The sequence below is a fragment of the Mesorhizobium sp. GW821-FHT04C10 genome (genome assembly GCF_059420305.1).
Window position 1 is genome coordinate 5,500,896 of sequence record NZ_JBWKTL010000001.1, and the last position, 22,527, is coordinate 5,523,422.

Sequence of the window (22,527 nt, forward strand, 5' to 3'; positions counted from 1 at the left end):
TCAGGCGGCCAGCGCGGCCTCCGGAGGCGCCTTCGCGCCGGTCATGAAGGCGACCGCATCGGACATCGTATACTGCTTGGGATCGATGACGGCGAGACGACGACCGAGGCGGTGGATGTGGACACGGTCGGCCACCTCGAAGACATGCGGCATGTTGTGCGAGATCAGCACGATGGGCAGGCCGCGCTTCTTGACGTCGAGGATCAGTTCGAGCACGCGGCGGCTCTCCTTGACGCCAAGGGCGGCCGTCGGTTCGTCCATGATCACAACGCGGCTGCCGAAGGCGGCGGCGCGCGCCACCGCGACACCCTGGCGCTGGCCGCCCGAGAGCGTCTCCACCGCCTGGCCGATGTTCTGGATGGTCATCAGGCCGAGTTCTGTCAGCTTGTCGCGGGCGCGCTTTTCCATCGCCGGACGATCGAGCATGCGCAGCCATTGGCCGAGAAAGCCGGGTTTGCGGATCTCGCGGCCGAGGAACATGTTGTCGGCGATCGACAGTGCCGGCGACAGGGCCAGGTTCTGGTAGACGGTTTCGATGCCGGCTTCGCGGGCTTCCATTGGCGACTTGAATGCAACGGTTTTGCCTTCGAGCCGTATCTCGCCTTCATCGGGCACGACGGCGCCCGAAATCGCCTTGATGAGCGATGACTTGCCGGCACCGTTGTCGCCGATGACGGCGAGAATTTCGCCGGGGTAGAGGTCGAAGTCGGCATTGTCGAGGGCGGTGACGCGGCCATAGCGCTTGACCAAGCCACGCGCGGTGAGAATGGGTTCCTGGGTCATGACTATGCCGAAACCTTTCTGATCCATTGGTCGACCGCCACGGCGCCGATGATCAACACACCGGTGAGCAGCACTTTCCATTGCGGATCGGCGCCCAGCATGTTGAGTCCCATCGAGACGACGCCGACGATCATGGCGCCGAACAGCGTGCCCAGGATCGAGCCGCGCCCGCCGAAGAGGGAGATACCGCCGATCACCGTCGCGGTAATCGCCTGCAGATTGTAGTCGGTGACTGCCGCCGACGGCGAGATCGAACCATTGCGGCCGATGGAGACCCAGGCGGCGAAGGCGGCGATCAGCCCGGCAAGGGTGTAGACCGTCACCAGCACCTTCTTGGTCTGGATGCCCGACAGCTTGGCCGCCTCCTGGTCGTCGCCGACGGCGTAGACATGGCGGCCCCAAGCGGTGTGGTTGAGCACGTACCAGAGCAGCAGCACCAGCGCGACCATGGCGATGACGCCGAGCGTCAGCACCGCGGTTCCGACCTTGAAGCTCAGGGCGAACAGATGCAGCAGCGGCGCCTGGGTGTCGACGTCGGTGTCACGGATCGTCTCGTTGGCCGAATAGATGAAGTTCGTGGCCATGACGATGTTCCAGGTGCCCAGCGTCACGATGAAAGGCGGCAGCTTCATGTAGGCAACCAGCAACCCGTTGAGCAGCCCGCAGGCAGCGCCGGCGGCAAGCCCGATCGCCACCGCGAGCACGCTCGGCAGGCCGTAGCTGACGGCGCAATTGCCCATGATCACGGCTGAAATCACCATGATGACGCCGATCGACAGGTCGATGCCGGCAGTCAGGATGACCAGCGTCTGCGCAGCGCCCAGAATGCCGACGATGGCAATCTGCTGCAGGATCAGCGTCAACGTGTAGGACGAGAAGAAGCGCCCGCCAATGGTGATGCCGAAGATCATAATCGACAGGACCAGCACGATCAGCGGCACCGCTGCCGGTGTCGAATGCAGGAAATGCTGGATGCGCCTGACTGCCGATTTGTGCTCGTCGAACGCAGCAACGCTGGTGTCGCTGCTCGAGAGAACTTTCTCGAATTCCTGAGCTTGAGACATGTTTCCTCCCCGTAGGGTGTCAGCCACGCGCCGACGCCCGTCCACGCCTTTCCGGTCTATCGCCGGGATTGTTCGCGGTCACGCGAGCCATCGTCCACCCGAAGCGGCCGGGGATCAAGCCCCGAGCGCTCGAGTTCGGTAATTGCCGGTCAGACCGGCATCAGCCCCAGCACTTGGCGAGGCCTTCCTTGGTGTCGATGGACTTCACGCCCTTGGCCGGCTTGTCGGTCACCAGGTTGACGCCGGTGTCGAAGAAATTCTTGCCTTCGGTCGGCTTCGGCTTGGTTCCATCCTTGGCGAAGGCGGCGATCGCCTCGATGCCGAGCGCTGCCATCTGCAGCGGGTATTGCTGCGACGTCGCGCCGATGACACCCTCTGTCACCGACTTCACGCCGGGGCAGCCGCCGTCGACGGAGACGATCAGCACCTGCTTTTCAAGGCCGACGGCCTTGAGCGCCTGGTAGGCGCCGACAGCGGCCGGCTCGTTGATGGTGTGGATGACGTTGATGGTGTTGTCCTTCTGCAGAAGGTTCTCCATCGCCTTGCGGCCGCCCTCCTCGTTGCCGTTGGTGACGTCGTGGCCGACGATGCGCGGATCGGTCTCATCGCCGATCTTGTTGGGATCCTTCACGTCGATGCCGTAGCCCATCATGAAGCCCTGGTCGCGCAGCACGTCCACCGTCGGCTGCGACGGCGTCAGGTCGAGGAAGCCGATCTTGGCGTCCTTGGCCTTGTCGCCGAGCGTCGCGGCGGCCCAGGCGCCGATCAGCTTGCCGGCTTCCAGATTGTCGGTCGCAAAGGTCGCGTCGGCCGCGTCGATCGGGTCGAGCGGCGTGTCGAGCGCGATCACCAGCAGGCCTGCGTCGCGGGCCTTCTTGACGGTCGGCACGATGCCCTTGGTGTCGGAGGCGGTGATCAGGATACCCTTGGCGCCGTCGGCGATGCAGCTTTCGATCGCCGCCACCTGGCTCTCACTGTCGCCGTCGATCTTGCCGGCATAGGTCTTGAGGTCGACGCCGAGTTCCTTGGCCTTGGCCGTGGCACCTTCCTTCATCTTGACGAAGAAGGGGTTGGTATCGGTCTTGGTGATCAGGCAAGCGCCGACGCCGGCCGCGGATGCGGACGAGGCAAACGCAATCAGACCCAGGGCAGCCGCGGCAAACACGGTCGATTTCAACAGTTTTGTATTGGTCACGATCTTCCTCCCAGTGGAACCATTCCGGATGCCGGCCAACCGGCATCTACGGCGCGTCCAACGAATTTCTCCCAGCGTGGACGCCTCTTCAACAGACACCAGACCGAGGGTCCTGTCAATAATTAAATCACTCTTATTTATTATTGACAGCCTTGCGTCCTTCACTCATTCTGGCCCAAAAGCATTGAGGGGAAACGACGGGAGGAACAGGGTGGAAACCGCCACTGCGAGGCACGGTTCGCCCGAAGCGAATGAGAGCCTGATTCACCGCGGCACCAACCAGAGCGGCATGCGCGACCACAACGAGCGGCTGGTGCTCTCGCTGGTACGTCAGCATGGCAGCCTGGCGAAATCCGATATCGCGCGCATGACCGGACTGTCGGCGCAGACGGTTTCGGTCATCATGCGCGAGCTGGAGGAAGAAGGCCTGCTCGTGCGCCAGGCACCGCTGCGCGGCAAGATCGGCCAGCCCTCGATACCGATGGCGCTCAATCCGGAGGGCGCCTTCTTCATCGGCCTCAAGATCGGCCGCCGCAGCGCGGAACTGGTGCTGATCGATTTTCTCGGGAATGTGCGCTCGATGCTGCAGCACTCCTATCGCTATCCGGCACCGCGCGAGACGGTGGAATTCGTCACCGATGGCATGAAAAAGATGCGCGGCGAACTGACGCCGGCACAGGACAAGCGCATTGCCGGGCTCGGCATCGCCATGCCGTTCGAATTGTGGAACTGGGCCGACACCGCCGGCGCGCCGCGCGACGTCATGGACGAATGGCGCCACCGCGACATCAGGGGCGATATCCAGGCGCAATGCGATTTTCCGGTCTATCTGCAAAACGACGCTACGTCGGCCTGCGGCGCGGAACTCGTCTTCGGCCAGGCGGGCGGCGAGCGTGATTTCGTTTATTTCTACATCGGCGCCTTCGCCGGCGGCGGCATCGTGCTCAACGGCCGGCTGTTCGGCGGCCCGACCGGCAATGCTGGCGCGCTCGGCTCTATGCCGGTGCCGGGACCGGACGGCAAGCCGACCCAGCTGATCGACGTGGCGTCGATCGCCATGCTGGAAAAAGCGCTCAATGCCCGCGGCGTCGAGGCTTCGCATCTGTGGACGTCACCCGAGGACTGGGGCGAGATCGGCTCCGAACTCGACGACTGGATCGCCAGCGCCTCACGGGCGCTTGCCTATGCCATCGTCGCGGCGTCCTCGGTCATCGATTTCGAGGCGGCGGTGGTCGACGGCTGGATGCCGCGGGCGGTGCGCCGCCGGCTGGTCGATGCCATCATCGCGGCGGTCGCCACGATCGACGGCGAGGGCCTGAAACTGCCCGCCGTTCGCGAGGGAACCGTCGGCATCCATGCCCGGGCGCTCGGCGGCGCCAGCCTGCCGCTGTCCGAACGCTTCCTGATCGGTTCGACGACGATTTCCAGGAGCGCCTGAATGCTGATAGGAATCCCGGCGCTGCTCGGTCCGGACCTTCTGGCGACATTGCGCGCCATGGGCCATGGCGACGAGATCGCCTTGGTCGACGGAAATTATCCGGCAGAGGAGCAGGCAAGGCGCCTCATCCGGGCCGACGGTCATCCGCTCATTCCGGTGCTCGACGCGATCCTGAGTATCCTGCCGGTGGATGACGCGGTGCCGGAAGCGTTGTTTCGCGCATCGGTGAAAGGCGACCCGTCGCGCGCCGATCCGGTCCATCACGAGATAGAGGCGATCTGCGCCAAACGCGCGCCCGGCCGCAAGGTGGTTGCGCTGGCCGGCGCCGACTTCTATGCACGGGTCAAATCGGCGCATGCCATCGTCGCGACAAGCGAGCCGCGGCTTTACGCCAACATCATCATCCGCAAGGGCGTGATCTATCCGCCGGAGACCAGGAAGCCATGATCCTTTGCTGCGGCGAAGCCCTGATCGACATGTTGCCGCGCACCACGACACAGGGTGAGCCTGCCTTTGCTCCCTATGTCGGCGGCGCGGTGTTCAACACGGCGATCGCGCTGGGACGGCTCGGCGCGCCGGCCGGCTTCTTTTCGGGCCTGTCGTCGGATCTTTTCGGCGGCCAGTTCAGGGACGCGCTGGGGGCGAGCAAGGTCAGTTCCACCTACGCCCATACCTCGCCCAGGCCTACGACGCTGGCCTTCGTGAAACTCACCAACGGCCAGGCGACCTATACTTTCTACGACGAGAACACAGCCGGACGCCTGCTTACCATCGATGACCTGCCGGCGCTTGGCAACGAGATCGAGGCCATGCTGTTCGGCGCCATCAGCCTGATCTCGGAGCCTGCCGGCAGTGCCTATGAAGAGTTCATGCGGCGCGAGCATGCGAGCCGTGTCATGATGCTCGATCCCAACATCCGGCCGAACTTCATCCCGGACAAGGCCAAGCACCTCAGGCGCATCCGGGAGATGATGGCGATGGCCGATATCGTGAAACTGTCGGACGAAGACCTCAACTGGTTCGGCGAAGCCGGTTCGCACGAGGACGTCGTGCGAAACTGGCTTGAGCGCGGCCCGAAACTGATCGTCGTGACGCATGGCAGCGAAGGTGCTGTCGGTTACACCAAGGACCACGCCGTCACCGTGATGCCGGAAAAGGTCGAGGTGGTCGACACGGTCGGTGCGGGCGATACATTCAATGCCGGCATTCTTGCCTCCCTGCATGAACAGGGCCTGCTGACGAAGGCGGCCATCGGCGACCTCACGCAAGACGCGATCCGCAAGGCACTGGCGCTTGGTGCCAAGGCAGCGGCGGTGACCGTATCACGCGCCGGCGCCAATCCACCGTGGCGGCACGAAATTGCCTGAGCAACGTTCAACATAAGTTGAGCCAGTCGATCACTTTATGTTTCGCAGGACAGATCCCGGGGGCTATAAAGGCCGGATCGCGCCCGACGAGGCCCGGATTTCCGGCATCTGGCCAGCATCCGCCGGAAGCAGTGGTAACAGACCGCAACAGCCAGGCAATCTGCGGCCCCGGCCGTCCGGCTTTCTCGGCAGGCGCAACTCTGGTACCAGCGGGCCGTTATCTGGCTAAACCGCCTTGTTAAAAACCGTTTTTGAGGCCGACCATGCAGTTCATTGATCTTGGCGCGCAGCGCGAACGCATCCGCGACCGGCTGAAAGCCGCGATCGACCATGTTGTCGAGGACGGGCGCTACATCCTCGGGCCCCAGGTCGCGGAATTCGAGAAGAAGCTCGCCGCCTATGTCGGCACCAAGCATGTCGTGGCCTGCGCCAACGGCACCGATGCGCTGCTGCTGCCGCTGTTTGCGGCCGGCATCGGCCCGGGCGATGCCGTGTTCGTGCCGAGCTTCACCTTCGCCGCCACCGCCGAAGTGGTGGCGTTGGCCAAGGCGGAACCCGTCTTCGTCGATGTCGATCCCGCAACCTACAACATCGACATCGCCAGTCTCGAGGCGGCGATCACCATGATCAAGAAGGAAGGCCGGCTGAAGCCGAAGGCGATCATCCCGGTCGACCTGTTCGGCCTTGCCGCCGACTACGAGGCAATCATGGCCATTGCCGACCGCGAAGGACTGTTGGTGATCGAGGACGCCGCCCAGTCGATGGGCGGATCGCATGGCGGCAAGATGTGCGGTGCCTTCGGCCATGTCGGCTCGACCAGCTTTTACCCGGCCAAGCCGCTTGGCTGCTATGGCGACGGCGGCGCGATGTTCACCAACGATGACACGCTGGCCGACAAGCTGCGTTCCTTTGCCTTCCACGGCAAGGGCGAGACCCAATACGACAATGTTCGCGTCGGCATCAATTCGCGGCTCGACACGCTGCAGGCGGCGATCCTCATCGAAAAGCTCGCCATCCTCGAAGACGAGATGGTCGCGCGCCAGGTGGTGGCAAATCGCTATGCCGAAGGGCTCGGCGACATCGTCACGGCTGCCCGCAATCTCGATGGCAGCCGGTCCGCCTGGGCCCAATACGCGATCGAGACGCCCAAGCGCGACGGTCTGAAGGCGCATCTCGGCGAGAAGGGCATTCCGTCCGTCATCTACTACGTCAAGCCGCTGCATGCCCAGGTCGCCTATCGCGACTACCCGCGCACGCCGACCGGCCTTGCCGTTTCGGAGGACCTGCCGAAGCGCATCCTATGCCTGCCGATGCACCCCTATCTCAGTGAAGCCGACCAGGACCGGATCATCGAGACGATCCGCAACTATATCGGCTCGAACTCGGCGCAGGCCGCGGCCGAGTAATCGGCAGCGGCTCTCAGGCGGGGTTTGACCCTGCCCTGCCGCTGGCGATGAAATGCGGATTGGCGAAATCCTCGTCGTCGGCCTGATCGCGTTTGCCGTAGGCCAAGGGCTTGCCGTCAAGCGTGCGTGTCGTACCGCCCGCCGCGCGCAACACCGCGTCGCCCGCGGCCGTGTCCCACTCCATGGTGCGCCCGAAACGCGGATAGACGTCTGCCTCGGCACTCGCCAGAAGACAGAATTTCAAGGACGAACCGACCGAGACGATCTCGGCGGCGCCGAGGTCGCGAATATAGGCTTCGGTTTCCGGCGTGTTGTGCGACCGGCTGGCAACCACGGCCAGCGGGGCTGCTGCGGTCCTCACTGAAATCGGCCTGCGGCCGACGATCTGGTAGTCGCCATCGATTTCCAGGGCTTCCGCCCTGCCCGGCCGGCCGGAAAAGAAACGGCCGGTGCAAGGCGCAAAGACGACACCGACTTCCGGCACACCATGGCGCACAAGCGCGATGTTGACGGTGAAGTCGGTGCGGCGATTGACGAATTCCTTGGTACCGTCGAGCGGATCGACGAGGAAGAACGTGTCGCCAAGATCGGTCGGCATGACACCGGCCGCCGCCTCCTCCTCGGCCACGCAGGGAATCTCGGGAAATGCGGCGCGCAGCCCGGCGAGAATGATCTTCTCGCTCTCGCGGTCCGCCTCGGTCACCGGCGAGGAGTCTGATTTGCGGTCAACCGCGCAGCCGGCGTGGAACACACGCATGACCTCGCGTCCGGCCGCCAGGGCCAGTTGCTCGAAGATGTCGAGCATCGACTTGTCGTCAGATACCGCCGCCGTTGTCATATTGGTCTTCGGCAATGTCACGCTCGTTCAGCCAGTGTTCCAGGGCATCTACCATCTCTTCAGCCGATCTGCCGAGCGTCTTGAGATGGATTTCCGGTTTTTCCGGCGCCTCGTAGGGGGAATCGACACCGGTGAAGTTCTTGATCTCGCCGTTCAGCGCCCGGGCATAGAGGCCCTTCGGATCGCGCCTGGCGCACTCCTCGAAAGGCGTATCGACAAACACCTCGATGAACTCGCCATCGGCCATCAGTTCGCGCGCCATGCGCCGTTCGGCGCTGAACGGCGAAATGAACGAGACAATGACGATCAGCCCGGCATCGGCCATCAGCTTGGCCACTTCGGCCACGCGGCGGATGTTCTCGACCCGGTCGGCATCGGTGAATCCGAGATCGCGGTTGAGACCGTGACGGACATTGTCGCCGTCCAGGATATAGGTGTGCCGGCCGGTGGCGAACAGCTTCTTCTCGAACAAATTGGCGATGGTCGACTTGCCGGAGCCCGAAAGCCCGGTGAACCAGAACACGGCGGGCCGCTGGTTCTTCATATCGGCGCGCACGCGCTTGCCGACATCGAGCGATTGCCAGTGGATGTTTTCGGCGCGACGCAGCGAGTGCACGATCATGCCGGCGCCGACGGTGGCGTTCGAGATGCGATCGATCAGGATGAAGGCGCCGGTGGTGCGATTCTCGGCGAAGGGATCGAAGGCGATCGGCGCCCGCGTCGAGATGTTGCAGATGCCGACTTCGTTCATTTCAAGCGACTTGGCCGCTTCATGGGCGAAGTCGTTGACATTGATGCGGTATTTCAGGTCGGTGACGGTAGCGCTGGTCTGGTCGGTCTCGGTGCGCAGGATGTAGGAACGGCCCGGCAGCAGCGCATGCTCGTCAAACCAGACGATGTTGGCGGCGAACTGATCGGCAACCTGCGGCCTGGCGGCCGGCGAAACCAGCATGTTGCCCCTGGAGACCTCGACCTCATCGTCAAGAACGAGCGTGATGGCCTGGCCGGCCACCGCCTGTTTCAGATCGCCGCCATGGGCGACAATGCGTTTGACATGCGAGGACTTGCCGGATTTGGCGACCACGACCTCGTCGCCTGGCGCAATGGCGCCGGAAGCAATCGTGCCGGCAAAGCCGCGGAAGTCGAGATTGGGTCGGTTGACGTACTGCACCGGAAAACGGAATGGCTGCTCGACAGCAGCCTCTTCGACCGAAACAGTCTCGAGGTGCTCGATCAGCGTCGGGCCGGAATACCATTGCATATTGTCGGAGCGGCCGCTGACATTGTCGCCGTAGCGGGCCGACATCGGGATCGGCACGATGGTCTGGAAGCCGAGGTCACGCGAGAATTGTCCGTAGTCTTCGACGATCCGGTCGAAAACCGCCTGGTCGAAATCGACGAGATCGATCTTGTTGACCGCCAGCACGATGTGGCGAATGCCGAGCAGCGAAGCGATGATCGAATGACGCCTTGTCTGGCGCAGCACCCCTTGCCGAGCATCGATCAGCACGATCGCCAGGTCGGCGGTCGAGGCGCCCGTCGCCATGTTGCGCGTATATTGTTCGTGGCCGGGTGTGTCGGCGACGATGAACTTGCGCTTCGGCGTGGCAAAGAAGCGGTAGGCGACGTCGATGGTGATGCCTTGCTCGCGCTCGGCCTCGAGGCCGTCGACCAGCAGCGCGAAATCGATGTCGTCGCCGGTGGTGCCGTGCTTGCGCGAATCGCGCTCGAGCGCGGCGAGCTGGTCCTCGAAGATCTGCTTGGTGTCGGACAACAAGCGTCCGATCAGCGTCGACTTGCCGTCGTCGACCGAACCGCAGGTCAGGAAGCGCAGCAGCGACTTCTTCTCCTGCGCGGCTAGATAATCACGGACGCTGTCGGTGGGAGCAAGGCTTTTTGCCATGATATGACGCATGGTCAGAAATACCCCTCGCGCTTCTTCTTTTCCATCGAGCCTGCCTCATCACGGTCGATCAGGCGACCTTGGCGTTCAGAGGTGCGCGCGGTCAGCATCTCGCCAACGATGGCTTCGAGCGTGTCGGCATCCGATTCTATGGCGCCGGTGAGCGGATAGCAGCCCAAAGTGCGGAACCGCACCAGCCGGTTCTCGACCGACTCGCCGGGGCGCAGTTTCATGCGATCGTCGTCCTTTAGGATCAGCATGCCGTCGCGTTCCACCACCGGCCGCTCCTTGGCAAAATAGAGCGGCACTATCGGGATGTTCTCCTGCAGGATGTACTGCCAGATATCGAGTTCGGTCCAGTTCGACAGCGGGAAGACGCGGATCGATTCGCCCGATGCGATGCGGGTGTTGAATATCTTCCACATTTCGGGGCGCTGGTTCTTCGGATCCCACACGTGCTGGGCGTTGCGGAACGAGAATATACGTTCCTTGGCGCGCGACTTCTCCTCGTCGCGGCGGGCGCCGCCAAAGGCGGCATCGAAACCGTATTTGTCGAGCGCCTGGCGCAGCGCCACGGTCTTCATCACATGGGTATGGGTGTTCGAGCCGTGGTCGAACGGATTGATGTTGTCGCGCACGCCGTCTTCGTTGACATGGACCAGCAGGTCGAAGCCGAGTTTTTGCGCCATCTGATCGCGAAAAGCGATCATTTCGCGGAATTTCCAGGTGGTGTCGACGTGAAGAAATGGAAATGGCGGCTTGGCGGGATAGAACGCCTTCATCGCCAGATGCATCAGCACGGATGAATCCTTGCCGACCGAATAGAGCATGACCGGCTTGGTGAAGGCGGCCGCAACCTCGCGGAATATGTGGATGGACTCGGCTTCAAGCCGCTGCAGATGCGTAAGCGCTATGGTCATGGACTGTGAGCGTTCTCTCGTGCCTTGCGACAGAAGACCTTGCGTCAAATCATCGAGCTTTTTGCGCCCGGTTCAAGCTTCGCTTCTGGACAAAGTGTTTTCGTGCGGGCGTTCTAGCAGATCGGCGCACGGCAGAACAATGCAAGACGAGCTTGGCGGCTGTCAGTTCGAGAATGAATTTTCCATGCTTTCGCCAGAACCCGGAAATTTCTGTTCGCAGGGCCTCCAATCGAGAAAAGGCAGGAAAAATATTGCCCGGGAGGACGTGACGGCAAACGCTTCCGGAACCCTTTCCCAATCGACGGGCGCCGGCCGCCGATTTTCGGTGACAACCAGCCCCGCCGCACTATCGAAAAATCAGCCCAGCCGCTATACAAGCCTCTCGAAGCGGGCAAGATGCATCATGAGGCATGGGCGATTTCGAGGCGAGCACATTCGGTTCCACTAAACGGGATGTGCCGCATAAAGCTACTCGAGAATAGCGAGCCCGAAACTTGGACCGGCTTTCGTCTGCAAGACAGCAATTCACGCCCTCGCGGATCAATATCTACTTTTCCATTCTTTGCTTCTTTTTTCCTCCGGTTCTGGGATCGGTGGTCAGCTTCGTGTTCAATGGTGGTGGCCTGTGGTCCATCCTGTTGATCGCCTTCAGGAAAAGACGCTTCAACATCGACCCGGCGATGATGGTGCTGACGGTCGCGATCTATGCCTATTGCGCGGCCAATCTCGTGGCTTCCATCGTCAACAACGCGATCATTCGGGACGCGTCGCACCTGATCCCGCTCGTCACCTTCCTGTTTTTCCCCATCTCCTATTCGACCTGGAGCATTACGCGGAAAACGACGCTTGTGCGCATCATCGTGCTGAGCAGCATGGCGGCCTGTTTTGTGGCGCTGTTTCTGGCGGTCTTCCAGCAATATTGGCTTGGTAAGCGCGCCGAGGGCGGAGCCGGCAACGCAATCGTGTTCGCGGAGGTCCTGTGCCTTGGAGTGATGGTCTGTGTGGCCGGTGCCCTGTCGGGCATAGAGCGACGCCGGATCGCCCTCGTCTGCGCGGCACTCGGCGGGACGATCGCCATCATCTACTCCCAAACACGCATTATCTGGCTGGCACTGCTGATCGCCGGCGTCGCCGTTCTGCTGATCAACCAGCAGAAACTGAGAGGAAGAAATGCCGTGCGCCTGCTGTTGCTGTTGCTGGCGGTCGGCGTGGTGGTCGCTGCTGTCGGCTTCCAGACCATATCCGGGCGGGTCGATTTTCTGCGCTCCGACTGGGATGCGCTTGCCACCCATGGCGACCACACGACACCCCTGGGATTGCGCGCCGCTCTGTGGGATATCGGCCTCAAGGCGTTTCATGAGATGCCATTGTTCGGACATGGAGTGGGTGCCACCCAGGCCTTGATAAAACAGGGCTTCCAGGATCAGTTCGGCATGGACGCCGGCTTCAGTCATTTCCACAACGGCTTTCTAACCGCCCTGGTGCAGGCGGGAATACTGGGCGCCGTGACGCTGGCGGCGATCTTCGTGGTTGCCGCCAGGAATGCCGCCCTGGTGCTGCGCAACAGCACGGATCCAATCGAGCGGTTCGGCGCCACCATGATCGTCATCGTTCTGATCACCTATCTGACCGCGGGGATGACGGGCATCCTGATCGGCCATGACATTCTGGATTCGGTGCTGATGGTGTTCCTGGTGTCGGGAACCTATCTTGCCTCCGGGCGTCAGGCTCCGTTGGCGGAAGGCCAGGCACTTTCGCTTGCGACGGAAGAGCAGGCGCTTCCGTCCGCCATCCAATAGCTGTTCCGGGCAAAGGCCATGAAAGTTCTGGTGACAGGCGCTACGGGCTTCATCGGCCGTCAGGTGGTGCACCGGCTTCGCGAGGCAGGCGCCGAGCTTCGCCTCGCGTCCCGCCACCCGGAGAGGCTTGGTCCCGGACATGACGCCATGCGGATGCCCGGTTTCGATGCGCCGGCCGCCGCCTTCCTGGCGCTTACCAGGGATGTCACGGATGTCGTCCATTGCGCAGGCCTGAACAATGATGAAGGCAACGCCACCGAAGCCGATTTCCGGGCGACCAATGCGGAATTGAGTACGCGGCTGGCGCAGGCCGCCGCCGAGCAGGCAAGCGGACGCTTTATCCAGCTCTCCTCGATCCGTGCAGTGATCGGCGCACGCGTCAGCGCAACGATCAACGAGGACACGATGCCCGATCCGCGATGCGCCTATGGGCGCTCGAAGCGTGAAGCCGAAGTCAGGGTGCTGGACGCCTATGCGTCGCATGGCCGTTCCGACGCCACCGTATTGCGGCTGCCTCCAGTCTACGGAAGTGGCATGAAGGGAAACCTGGCAACGCTGATGCGCCTGGCCGACACGGCCCTGCCGCTGCCGACAGGTGCCCTGACGGCAACCCGTTCCCTGCTGTCATCACAATCAGCGGCGGGAGCGATATGGCATCTGCTGAGCCGTTCAGGGCCACTGCGCCCGATCTACATTGCCGGCGATGTGCCGCCGGTTTCGATCGCTGACATTGTGCGCGCCTTCCGCAGCGGTTTCGGACGGCCGACGCGCCTGATGGCCGTGCCGGCCGCGCGGTTGCGGGCAGCCGCGATCCTCTTGGGCAAGCGGATATTCTGGGACAGCATGACCGCGACGCAGGTATGCGACCCTGCCATGCTGGTGTCCGAAGGCTGGCTGCCGGAAACCGGCACGCTGGAACGGCTGGCCGAGATGGCGCGGCTCGCAAACGCTCAATCGCCTCCGTTGCGATAGAGCGTTCCAAACAGGATACGAAGATCAAGCCAGAATGACGCCGTCCTGAGATAGGTGGCATCCGTTTCGGCCAGGAGCCGCGGGTTCGACATGTCGATGCCCTTGATCTGGGCCATGCCCGTTATGCCTGGAAGTGCTGTCAAAACCCCCAGCCGCCTGCGATACTCGATCAATTCCGTCTGTGTCGGCAGGCAGGGACGCGGCCCGACCAGGCTCATCTCGCCCTTCAGGACATTCCAGAATTGCGGCAGTTCATCGAGCTTGAACTTCCGCAAGGTCCTTCCGACGGCAGTCACGGCATTCGCAGGCGCTTCATGCGAGGGCAAGGACGGCGTCCCCTGGACCATCGTCCTCAATTTGTGGCAGCGAAACAACGCGCCGTCGCGACCGACCCGTGTCTGGGAAAAAATTGCTGGACCGGGTGACGATGCCCGCACGGCAAGCATGGCGAGCAATAAAACAGGAGATGTGGCCACCAGCAGCAGGGCCGCGCCGGCAAGATCGAAGATTTTCTTGGCTGCCTTCATGAATGGCCGATCGTGCTCCCTGCCAAAAGCCCCGCGGGACAACACCGCTGATGAAGCCGTCAATCCGGTCGACCTAGCACGTGGTCGCCTCTCGACCAAGCGCACCGCACGGCCATTCAAGGTTCAGTACATGGGGTGCCGGTTGGTCCCGGCGGAAAGCCGCCGATGGAGACAGTTTTTGCGTTTGCGCCGACCAGGTTCCAGGACTCAAAGGTCGGCCCGGCAGGTTAAGTCGCCTGCCCAGCCGTTTTCGGGATTGCCTGCTGGTCCGTGCTCCCCCTCGCCTTCTTGGCGCGGTCGAGACCCGCCAGCACGGCGAGCGACGCGGCCTTGCCCTGATTCTTCACCGATTGCTGAAGCGCAGCAAGTGCGACCTGGACATCCGACCACTCCACAACGTCCGTGCTCAAGCCAAAAATCTTCGAAATGCCGAGTTCGACGAGCTCCTCGTCTTCACCATGCAGCGTTTCATGGAGCTTTTCGCCAGGCCTGATGCCGGTAAAGCGGATTGGGATGTCCGTGTACGGGCTCTTTCCCGACATGCGGATCATCGTTTCGGCCACTTCGAGGATCGGCACCGGCTTGCCCATGTCGAGCATGTAGACGGCATAATCTTCGCCGCTTGGCCGCGATGCGGCATCGGCTGCCGACATGATGACGAGATCGACGGCTTCGGCCACTGTCATGAAATAGCGTGTCATGCGCCGGTCGGTGATGGTGACAGGTCCGCCAGCCTCGATCTGCGACTGGAATATGGTCGCCACGGAACCGTTGCTGCCAAAGACGTTGCCGAAACGGACGGCGATGAACTTGGTGGCGGGGCGGCGCCCACCCGGATCGCTCGGGGGCGTCCCATGCAAGGCGCTGACGATCTGTTCCGCAGCCCGCTTCGTGATGCCAAGCACGGACGACGGATCCACGGCCTTGTCGCTCGACACCAGGACAAACTGCGCCACTCCGCATCTGGCGGCAACCTCCGCGCAGACGAGTGTCCCGAAAACATTGGTCTGGATGGCCGAGTCCCAATTCTCCTCGAGCAGCGGAACGTGCTTCAGCGCCGCCGCATGGAAGATGATATCCGGTTTGAATTCCGAGACGACGCGCGTTATCTGGCGCCGATCAGCGACATCGGCGATGCGGACCTTGAGGCGGTCATGGTGCTGCTCGTCAATATATTGGCTCAACTGGAAGATGCCGAACTCGGAATTGTCGGCAACCAGGACTGCCTCGGCGCCAAGCTCAAGCGACCGTTTGACCAGGGTTCGGCCGATGGAACCGGCGCCACCCGTCACCAGAACCCGCTTACCGCCGACGAAGGCGCCGATGCGTTTGATATCGGACGGCACCGTCGAGCGACGCAGGATCGTTTCCATCTCGACAGCGTCGAGAACGAGCTTTCCCTCCTGCCCCAGTTGCGAAAGCCCCGAGAACTGCACGACCGCTATGTCGCCATGCCGGGCGACCCGAACGAGTTCGGAATATTCTTCGATCTCATGCTCGGCACCGCTGCCGAAAATAAGCAGGTCGAGACTTGCCGTCCCCTTTGCGTATTCCTCGAGCGCCTCGACCAGACGAGGGCGAATGGCCACGACGGGTACGCCCTGGATTCGGGTGCCCTCGGGAGCCCCGTTTTCGATCGCCAGGATTCCGACGATGGAATACTCGGCCGGCTGGGCTGTGCGGGTGAAACGGATGATCACGTCGGCCTCGCTCAATTTGCCGACGAACATCGCCCGCTTGATCGAGGCCTTGCCGGTGCCGCGGCTCAAGATGCGCCAACTCGCACCGTCGCGAAGGAACCGATAGAAAATCCGAGGCGCGGAAATGATGGTGAAAGAAACCAGAAAGAAGACAATAAACTGGCGCTCGTTGAGGCCCGCCACAGGTTGAAAGGAACGGACAACGAGCGAAACGCAGTAAAGCGTGACAGTCAAGATTCCGCAACTCTTCAGGATGTTGAAGAAATCCGGCGTCGAGGCGAAACGCCACACGGTGTTGTAAAGGCCGCAATATCTAAACAGCAGGTGGCTGAGAACGATGATGCTCGCCCAGCAAGCAAAACCCGCTGAGGAAAAGGCTTCGAACGACAGTCTCGATTGCGATAAAGTCAGGCTGAGCGCCACCGCGATCAGGACCATCACGATATCCAGAACCATGATGATAGCGCGACGCACCTTCGGCCGAAGTCCGGATACGGCTTCTATGTGGGATGTCATCGGGCAGTACTGAACTCCGGGCGTGAGAACTTCGACACTAGTACGGAGCCAGATCGAATACCATTCGCCACCGGCCACCTGTTATTAGCGCCAAATCCTCGGCCCCCGCCTTCTCTATCGCATAGCGTGGACTTGAGGCCATCGCCAGAGATTTTTTCACAGGCGGTTTGATCGGGACCGGGCATATCGATCAGGACCACGTGCAACAGCAAGTGCAAAAGTAGCTCTCGCTCATACAAGTCACGAGGCTCCCGGACCGATATTCACCAAGTGTCGTCGAAATCATTGCCGGTGCACTATTTTGATGATCACAAGGGAAACGCTGGACGGCTGGCCAAGCGATTTTCGGTTGACAGAGGAGCCTACTGCAATATGACGGCCTTTCCTTCACCAGCCAAAGCGAAGTGATGAAATTTGGATCGAGTGGCCTTCGAGGCCTGGCTTCGGAACTGCTCGGGAAGCCGAGTGGACTTTACACCGAGGCTTTCGCCTGGCGCCTGGCCGCCGGCGGGGGGCAGCCGAAAGCCAGGGTGCTGGTAGGTCGCGACCTACGCGACAGCAGCCCCACCATTGCCGCCAACTGCATGGCGGCCCTGGCGGCAAACGGACTTCAGCCGATCGATTGCGGCGCCATTCCGACACCGGCTTTGGCGCTCTATGGCCTGCAGCATGGCATGGCGGCGCTCATGGTGACGGGTTCGCATATTCCTGCCGACCGCAACGGCATCAAATTCTACAGCCCGCATGGCGAGATCAGCAAAGCCGATGAAGCCGCCATGGCGCAGTATGCCGCTGAAAAGTCAGATTCCTATCGCTCGCCGCCATCCGCAGAAACCGCATTTCCGACACACCATGATCAGGCGATCGCCGCCTATCGCGCACGCGCTAAGGATATATTGAAGCCCGGCTCGCTTTCGGGTTTAAGGATCGGCGTCTATCAGCACAGCTCGGTCGCGGCGGATCTCCTGGTCGAGATTCTCCGATCCTTCGGCGCCAGCGTAACGCCTGTCGGGAAATCCGATACTTTCGTGCCTGTTGACACGGAAGCTGTGAGCCCCGCCACAATTGCAAAATTCAGGGATTGGGCGCGAGAATTCAAACTCGATGCCATCGTGTCGACAGACGCCGATGCCGATCGTCCGCTCATCACCGACGAGAACGGCGATCTGTTTCGCGGCGACCTGATCGGCCTCGCCGTAGCCTTGTATTTGGAGGCAGATGTTGTCGTGACACCGGTGACGTCCAATTCAGGCATTTCGAAAACCTTCGGTTTTGAGGTGCTGAGGACGAAGGTCGGATCTCCGTTCGTCATCGAAGCCATGGAAGCTTCATACCGTACCGGCAGCATCGTCCTCGGCTTTGAGGCCAACGGCGGCGTGCTCCTTGGGTCAGACTGTTCGCTGCACGGGAGGACATTGACGGCACTGTCGACGCGCGATGCGATGCTCCCTATCCTTGCCGTCCTTGGCACGGTTGCGTCGACAGGAAAAAAGCTGTCGCATCTGCGCGAACTTTGGAAGCTCCCGGCGTGTGCTAGCGAGCGCCTTGAAAATTTCCCGGTTGAAAGTTCGCGCAGCCTGATGCGTCGGCTCGCCGATCGGGAACAATTGCAGCGATTTCTGGCTCCTTTCGGGACTGTCGCCGAAGTCGATGAGACCGATGGCCTCAGGACAAGAATGGCGACTGGCGAGATCATCCATCTGCGGCCGTCCGGCAACGCGCCGGAACTGCGGTGCTACTCGGAGGCTGCAAACCCGGACAGAGCGGCGGCGATCGTGGCGCTTACGCTTGAAAGGGCGCGGGCAATCACATCCACAGACGAAACAGAGGTCGTTTAATGAAAGTGGTTCCCGTCATCATCAGCGGGGGAGCCGGATCGCGGCTATGGCCTGCCTCGAGGCAATCGCACCCCAAGCCTTTCCTCAAAGTGGCGGACGGATACTCTCTTATTCAGCACACCGTGTTGCGCGCTGCTTCGATCGAGGGCGTCGTGGAACTCGTTGCTGTGACGTCCGGGGACCACCTCTTCCTGACCAAGGACGACTTCGACCAGCTGGACTCAGTCGTGCTGCCACGCACATTTCTGCTTGAGCCGGAGGGCCGGGATACAGCCGCTGCCGTTGCCGCCGCCACGATCCACGCCAAGGCGACGCAGGGACCTGACGCAATCCTGTGCGTCTTTCCCGCGGATCACATGATCGGCAATCTGCCTGCGTTTCTGAATGTCATGGGCCGGGCCATCGACCACGCGAAGCAGGGCCGAATCGCAACCCTGGGCATAAATCCAACCAGGCCGGACACCGCATTCGGTTACATCGAAGCCGACGGCGAAAAAGTTGTCCGTTTCGTTGAAAAGCCAGACCTCGAGACCGCTCAAGCCTATCTCGCATCCAAGCGTTTCTTCTGGAACGCCGGCATCTTCTGCTTCACCGCCCAAACCATGCTCACCGAAATGGCCGTGCATTGTCCCGCGGTCATCGAGGCCGTTTCCAGAAGCTATGAGAACGCCCGTTTCAGCGAAGGCGAAGGCTTTGCCAAAATCGAACTCGCGCCCGAGCATTTCGGCTCGGCTCCGCGTATCTCTCTCGACCACGCGGTCATGGAGAAGGCGGGCAATCTTGCCGTGATACCCTGCGACATGGATTGGAACGACATCGGATCCTGGAACGCGATGGCAGAATTGATCGCCCCCGACGAAAACGGAAACAGGATACGCGGCGATATTCACATGATCGGCACCGCCGGCAGCTATATCAGCTCCGACAGACGGGTCATCGGCACCGTCGGCGTCAACGACCTGATAATCGTCGATTCCCCGGATGCGTTGCTTGTCGCATCCCGCGACCGCGTTCAGGACGTCAAAAAGCTGTTCGAAGGTCTCAAGGCTTCCGGACATGGGGCGCATCTCCTTCACAGCACGGTACACCGCCCCTGGGGAACCTATACGGTTCTGGAGGAAGGCGAGCGCTTCAAGATCAAACGCATCGAGGTCAAGCCTGGCAGGCGTTTGAGCCTGCAAATGCATTACCATCGGTCGGAGCACTGGGTCGTGGTCAGCGGCTCCGCGAAAATCGTCAATGGCGACCAGGAGTTGTTCCTGGCAACCAACGAATCAACCTACATCCCCTGCGGCCATAAACATCGGCTGGAAAACCCCGGCAGAATTGACCTGGTGATCATTGAAGTGCAAAGCGGCGATTATCTCGGCGAAGATGATATCGTGCGCTTCGACGACATATATGGTCGCGCCTGACAATCCCCCGGCTCGCGATGCTTGGCGAGCAACCACCAGATACAATCGAGAACATTGATGACAAAGAAAGCTTTGATCACCGGCATTACCGGGCAGGATGGCGCATATTTGGCGCAGTTGCTGCTTTCCAAGGGCTACGAGGTCCACGGACTGGCGCGGCGATCGAGCACGGCTGACGTCAACACAACGCGCCTGAAATGGCTTGGCATCGAAAACGATGTCCGGATCGTTGATGGCAACCTGACGGATCTGTCCGGGCTGGCTCGAACCATGCGCGACGTTAAGCCCGACGAGGTCTACAACCTTGCCGCCCAATCCTTCGTCAAATCATCGTGGCAGCAGCCGATCCTGACGGGCAACGTCACCGGCATAGGCGTGACCAATGTGCTCGAGGCACTTCGCCTCGAATCGCCCGAAGCCCGTTTCTACCAGGCGTCGTCCTCGGAAATGTACGGTCTTATCCAGGAGCCCATGCAGTCGGAGACAACGCCCTTCCATCCGCGTTCGCCTTACGCGGTTGCGAAGCTCTATGGCCACTGGATTACCATCAATTATCGCGAAAGCTTCGGCCTGCATGCCTCGAGCGGCATCCTGTTCAATCATGAATCTCCGCTCCGCGGCATTGAGTTCGTCACCCGAAAAGTCACGGATGCGGTGGCGCGCATCAAGAAAGGCCTGGCAAAGGAGTTGCGACTCGGCAACATCGATGCCAAGCGCGATTGGGGTCACTCCAAGGACTATGTCCGTGCCATGTGGCTTATGGTGCAGCAGGACCAGCCGGACGATTACGTCGTCGCGACAGGCAGGACGACGACCGTGCGCGACATGTGCCGAATCGCGTTCGAGCATGCCGGGCTCAAGATCGACGATCACCTTGTGATCGACCCGGACCTGTTCAGACCGGCCGAAGTCGAAATTCTGCTCGGAAACCCTGCGAAAGCAAAGCAGAAGCTGGGATGGGAGGCGACGATCTCGCTGGAAGACATGATCCGTGAAATGGTGGACGCCGATCTCGAACGTCACGCCAACTCCGCCAAGCGCTGAGTTGAGCGGAGAGCTTTTTTTGCGTTATGGTCGATAGGTTGACGCATCGCATCCTGATAACCGGGGCAACAGGGTTTGTCGGCGCGGCACTGTTGCGGTTGCTGGAGCGGGAACATGCTGGCTGCAAGGTGTTCCCGCTTGGCCATGGCGCAGGCCAACGAAACGCGATCGACCTGCAGGACCGAAAGGGGATCGACGAGGTCGTCCGCGAAGTGCAGCCCACCGCGCTCATTCATCTGGCCGCGGTCGCCGCACCTTCCGATGCGCGCAACGCGCCACGGCATGCCTGGAACGTCAATTTCACCGGAACGATGAACCTCGCCCAATCCGTGCTGCACCACGCGCCGGGCGCCCGGTTCGTCTATGTGGGCAGTTCCGAAGCCTATGGCGCTTCCTTCCGGAGCGCGACAGGTCCGGTGACGGAAGATGTGCCGCTTCGGCCGATGACGGTCTACGGCGCCACCAAGGCGGCCGCGGACCTGATGATCGGGCAAATGGCGTATGAAGGTTTGCGCGCTGTGCGCTTTCGTCCCTTCAACCACACCGGCCCCGGTCAGTCCGATGCCTATGTGGTTTCCGCCTTCGCACGCCAGGTCGCCGAGATCGTGTCCGGCAAAAGCGAACCGGTCATTCACGTCGGCAATCTCGAGGCGGAGCGCGATTTCCTCGATGTTCGCGACGTGGTGCGCGCGTATACGAGTTCCGTGGTGCTGAATCTGGACGCCGCGCCGGACCAAGTCTACAACATCGCATCGGGACAACCCCGGAAAATCCGTGATATCCTGGATACGCTTGTTGCGCAGTCGGGCATCGACATCGAAGTACGCGCCGACCCTGAAAAACTCCGCCCGAACGAGATTCCCACCGCATCAGGCGATGCTTCAAAGGCACGCGCCGAGCTGAATTGGCAGCCTTTGGTGCCGTTCGAGCAGACAATAGCCGACGTTTTCGGGTATTGGCACCGGCTATGTGACGCCCGATGACGACATCACCGCAGCGCGCCAGAGGTTGAGCACATGTTTCGAAGCCTGTGGCAGTACCGCCATTTCATCATTTCCTCCATCAGGGGCGACCTGAAAGGGCGTTTCGTGCGGTCGCGCCTGGGCGGCCTGTGGTTCATCCTTCACCCGCTTGCGCAGGCACTCATCTTCTCGATCGTCCTTTCGGAAGTTCTCAAGGCAAGGCTCCCGGACACGGACAGCCCCGCGGCCTATCCGATCTATCTCCTGTCCGGCATGGCGGCATGGACGCTGTTCAGCGAGATTCTGACACGCAGCATGACCGTCTTCATCGAGCAGGCACCCGTGATGAAGAAGATCGCCTTTCCGCGCTTGTGCCTGCCCGTCATCGTGGGGGGCACGGCACTCATCAACCACCTGCTGCTGCTCGTCGCCCTGTTTGTCATCTTCATCTTCCTGGGGCATATTCCGGGCCGCGCCCTTATCTTGCTGCCGGTCGGGATCATCCTGATTGCCGCGATCGGCTTCGGCCTTGGCGTGATCCTCGGCGTGATGAACGTGTTCATTCGCGATGTGGCGCAAGTCATGATGATCGTGCTGCAACTCTGGTACTGGCTGACGCCGATCGTCTATCCCGCCAATGTTCTGCCCGAAAAATATGCTTTTCTGATCGGCCTCAATCCGATCGCACCGCTGGTGGCGCTCTATCAGGACGCGTTGTTGTTCAACCGCTGGCCAAACCCTGAAAGCCTGATCGTGCCGGCTGTACTTGGAGTTGTGAGCATGGCTTTCGCAATGATCTTCTTTCGGCGCGCAAGCCCCGAACTCGTCGACGTGCTGTAG

Annotated in this window: 19 protein-coding genes; 11 read left to right on the forward strand and 8 right to left on the reverse strand. The window is 61.5% G+C overall.

Annotation, left to right across the window (positions count from 1 at the left end):
- The 3 genes from AC07UC_RS26825 to AC07UC_RS26835 all read right to left on the reverse strand — a co-directional run bounded on the left by AC07UC_RS26825 (position 1) and on the right by AC07UC_RS26835 (position 3,024).
- Entirely contained in the window at positions 1–810 is an 810-nt protein-coding gene (locus tag AC07UC_RS26825; RefSeq protein ID WP_244493895.1) for an ATP-binding cassette domain-containing protein, read from the reverse strand.
- Positions 786–1,847, reverse strand: a complete 1,062-nt coding sequence (locus AC07UC_RS26830) for an ABC transporter permease (RefSeq protein ID WP_140768752.1) — start codon at positions 1,845–1,847, stop codon at positions 786–788. Before AC07UC_RS26830 ends, AC07UC_RS26825 begins: the two co-directional genes overlap by 25 nt.
- Before the next feature lie 160 nt (positions 1,848–2,007).
- Positions 2,008–3,024, reverse strand: coding sequence for a sugar ABC transporter substrate-binding protein (locus AC07UC_RS26835; protein ID WP_494908995.1), 1,017 nt, complete (start codon positions 3,022–3,024; stop codon positions 2,008–2,010).
- Positions 3,025–3,253: 229 nt separating this feature from the next.
- Here AC07UC_RS26835 and AC07UC_RS26840 point away from each other — a divergent pair, with 229 nt between their 5' ends.
- The 4 genes from AC07UC_RS26840 (at position 3,254) to AC07UC_RS26855 (ending at position 7,253) form a co-directional block, all read left to right on the forward strand.
- Positions 3,254–4,480 (forward strand): ROK family transcriptional regulator, encoded by a 1,227-nt coding sequence (locus AC07UC_RS26840; protein ID WP_494907949.1) that lies wholly within the window; start codon positions 3,254–3,256, stop codon positions 4,478–4,480.
- On the forward strand, positions 4,481–4,927 hold the full coding sequence (locus tag AC07UC_RS26845; RefSeq protein WP_140768756.1) for an RbsD/FucU family protein: 447 nt from the start codon (positions 4,481–4,483) through the stop codon (positions 4,925–4,927).
- Positions 4,924–5,847, forward strand: coding sequence for a carbohydrate kinase family protein (locus AC07UC_RS26850; protein ID WP_140768758.1), 924 nt, complete (start codon positions 4,924–4,926; stop codon positions 5,845–5,847). The genes AC07UC_RS26845 and AC07UC_RS26850 overlap by 4 nt, the downstream gene beginning before the upstream one ends.
- A gap of 263 nt (positions 5,848–6,110) precedes the next feature.
- Entirely contained in the window at positions 6,111–7,253 is a 1,143-nt protein-coding gene (locus AC07UC_RS26855; protein WP_494907950.1) for a DegT/DnrJ/EryC1/StrS family aminotransferase, read from the forward strand.
- Positions 7,254–7,266: 13 nt separating this feature from the next.
- Here the strand turns inward: AC07UC_RS26855 and cysQ are convergent, their stop codons facing one another.
- Genes cysQ through cysD form a run of 3 tightly spaced genes read right to left on the reverse strand, consistent with a single transcriptional unit; the run spans position 7,267 to position 10,914 of the window.
- Entirely contained in the window at positions 7,267–8,058 is a 792-nt protein-coding gene (gene cysQ, locus AC07UC_RS26860; RefSeq protein WP_494908996.1) for a 3'(2'),5'-bisphosphate nucleotidase CysQ, read from the reverse strand.
- 10 nt (positions 8,059–8,068) lie between these two features.
- A complete protein-coding gene (cysN, locus tag AC07UC_RS26865; protein WP_181179575.1) occupies positions 8,069–10,006 on the reverse strand; it encodes a sulfate adenylyltransferase subunit CysN in 1,938 nt (645 codons plus the stop codon).
- 2 nt (positions 10,007–10,008) lie between these two features.
- Positions 10,009–10,914: a sulfate adenylyltransferase subunit CysD gene (cysD, locus tag AC07UC_RS26870; protein ID WP_140768766.1), complete on the reverse strand. Its 906-nt coding sequence runs from the start codon at positions 10,912–10,914 to the stop codon at positions 10,009–10,011.
- A 593-nt stretch (positions 10,915–11,507) separates the two neighbouring features.
- Here cysD and AC07UC_RS26875 point away from each other — a divergent pair.
- On the forward strand, positions 11,508–12,713 hold the full coding sequence (locus tag AC07UC_RS26875; RefSeq protein WP_494907951.1) for an O-antigen ligase family protein: 1,206 nt from the start codon (positions 11,508–11,510) through the stop codon (positions 12,711–12,713).
- An 18-nt stretch (positions 12,714–12,731) separates the two neighbouring features.
- Complete coding sequence (locus AC07UC_RS26880) at positions 12,732–13,685, forward strand: NAD-dependent epimerase/dehydratase family protein (RefSeq protein ID WP_494907952.1); 954 nt, start codon at positions 12,732–12,734, stop codon at positions 13,683–13,685.
- On the opposite strand, the gene AC07UC_RS26885 is transcribed toward AC07UC_RS26880, so the two are convergent.
- Positions 13,664–14,212, reverse strand: coding sequence for a sugar transferase (locus AC07UC_RS26885; RefSeq protein WP_494907953.1), 549 nt, complete (start codon positions 14,210–14,212; stop codon positions 13,664–13,666). The two genes, AC07UC_RS26880 and AC07UC_RS26885, sit on opposite strands and share 22 nt — an antisense overlap.
- 227 nt (positions 14,213–14,439) lie before the next feature.
- Entirely contained in the window at positions 14,440–16,428 is a 1,989-nt protein-coding gene (locus AC07UC_RS26890; RefSeq protein WP_494907954.1) for a nucleoside-diphosphate sugar epimerase/dehydratase, read from the reverse strand.
- Positions 16,429–16,835: 407 nt separating this feature from the next.
- On the opposite strand from AC07UC_RS26890, the gene AC07UC_RS26895 reads away from it, so the two are divergent.
- Genes AC07UC_RS26895 through AC07UC_RS26915 form a run of 5 tightly spaced genes read left to right on the forward strand, consistent with a single transcriptional unit; the run spans position 16,836 to position 22,527 of the window.
- A complete protein-coding gene (locus tag AC07UC_RS26895; RefSeq protein WP_494907955.1) occupies positions 16,836–18,266 on the forward strand; it encodes a phosphomannomutase in 1,431 nt (476 codons plus the stop codon).
- A complete protein-coding gene (locus AC07UC_RS26900; RefSeq protein WP_494907956.1) occupies positions 18,266–19,681 on the forward strand; it encodes a mannose-1-phosphate guanylyltransferase/mannose-6-phosphate isomerase in 1,416 nt (471 codons plus the stop codon). Before AC07UC_RS26895 ends, AC07UC_RS26900 begins: the two co-directional genes overlap by 1 nt.
- Before the next feature lie 57 nt (positions 19,682–19,738).
- Entirely contained in the window at positions 19,739–20,725 is a 987-nt protein-coding gene (gene gmd / locus AC07UC_RS26905) for a GDP-mannose 4,6-dehydratase (protein ID WP_494907957.1), read from the forward strand.
- A 38-nt stretch (positions 20,726–20,763) separates the two neighbouring features.
- Complete coding sequence (locus AC07UC_RS26910) at positions 20,764–21,708, forward strand: GDP-mannose 4,6-dehydratase (RefSeq protein WP_494907958.1); 945 nt, start codon at positions 20,764–20,766, stop codon at positions 21,706–21,708.
- Between the two features lie 33 nt (positions 21,709–21,741).
- Entirely contained in the window at positions 21,742–22,527 is a 786-nt protein-coding gene (locus AC07UC_RS26915) for an ABC transporter permease (RefSeq protein ID WP_494907959.1), read from the forward strand.

Bases quoted from the DNA above. Each gene is read 5' to 3' on its own strand.
- AC07UC_RS26895 (WP_494907955.1), top strand. From the start codon at position 16,836: ATGAAATTTGGATCGAGTGGCCTTCGAGGCCTGGCTTCGGAACTGCTC.
- AC07UC_RS26880 (WP_494907952.1), top strand. From the start codon at position 12,732: ATGAAAGTTCTGGTGACAGGCGCTACGGGCTTCATCGGCCGTCAGGTG.
- cysN (WP_181179575.1), bottom strand. From the start codon at position 10,006: ATGCGTCATATCATGGCAAAAAGCCTTGCTCCCACCGACAGCGTCCGT.
- AC07UC_RS26890 (WP_494907954.1), bottom strand. From the start codon at position 16,428: ATGACATCCCACATAGAAGCCGTATCCGGACTTCGGCCGAAGGTGCGT.
- AC07UC_RS26830 (WP_140768752.1), bottom strand. From the start codon at position 1,847: ATGTCTCAAGCTCAGGAATTCGAGAAAGTTCTCTCGAGCAGCGACACC.
- cysD (WP_140768766.1), bottom strand. From the start codon at position 10,914: ATGACCATAGCGCTTACGCATCTGCAGCGGCTTGAAGCCGAGTCCATC.
- AC07UC_RS26900 (WP_494907956.1), top strand. From the start codon at position 18,266: ATGAAAGTGGTTCCCGTCATCATCAGCGGGGGAGCCGGATCGCGGCTA.
- AC07UC_RS26915 (WP_494907959.1), top strand. From the start codon at position 21,742: ATGTTTCGAAGCCTGTGGCAGTACCGCCATTTCATCATTTCCTCCATC.
- cysQ (WP_494908996.1), bottom strand. From the start codon at position 8,058: ATGCTCGACATCTTCGAGCAACTGGCCCTGGCGGCCGGACGCGAGGTC.
- gmd (WP_494907957.1), top strand. From the start codon at position 19,739: ATGACAAAGAAAGCTTTGATCACCGGCATTACCGGGCAGGATGGCGCA.
- AC07UC_RS26850 (WP_140768758.1), top strand. From the start codon at position 4,924: ATGATCCTTTGCTGCGGCGAAGCCCTGATCGACATGTTGCCGCGCACC.
- AC07UC_RS26825 (WP_244493895.1), bottom strand. From the start codon at position 810: ATGGATCAGAAAGGTTTCGGCATAGTCATGACCCAGGAACCCATTCTC.
- AC07UC_RS26885 (WP_494907953.1), bottom strand. From the start codon at position 14,212: ATGAAGGCAGCCAAGAAAATCTTCGATCTTGCCGGCGCGGCCCTGCTG.
- AC07UC_RS26855 (WP_494907950.1), top strand. From the start codon at position 6,111: ATGCAGTTCATTGATCTTGGCGCGCAGCGCGAACGCATCCGCGACCGG.
- AC07UC_RS26845 (WP_140768756.1), top strand. From the start codon at position 4,481: ATGCTGATAGGAATCCCGGCGCTGCTCGGTCCGGACCTTCTGGCGACA.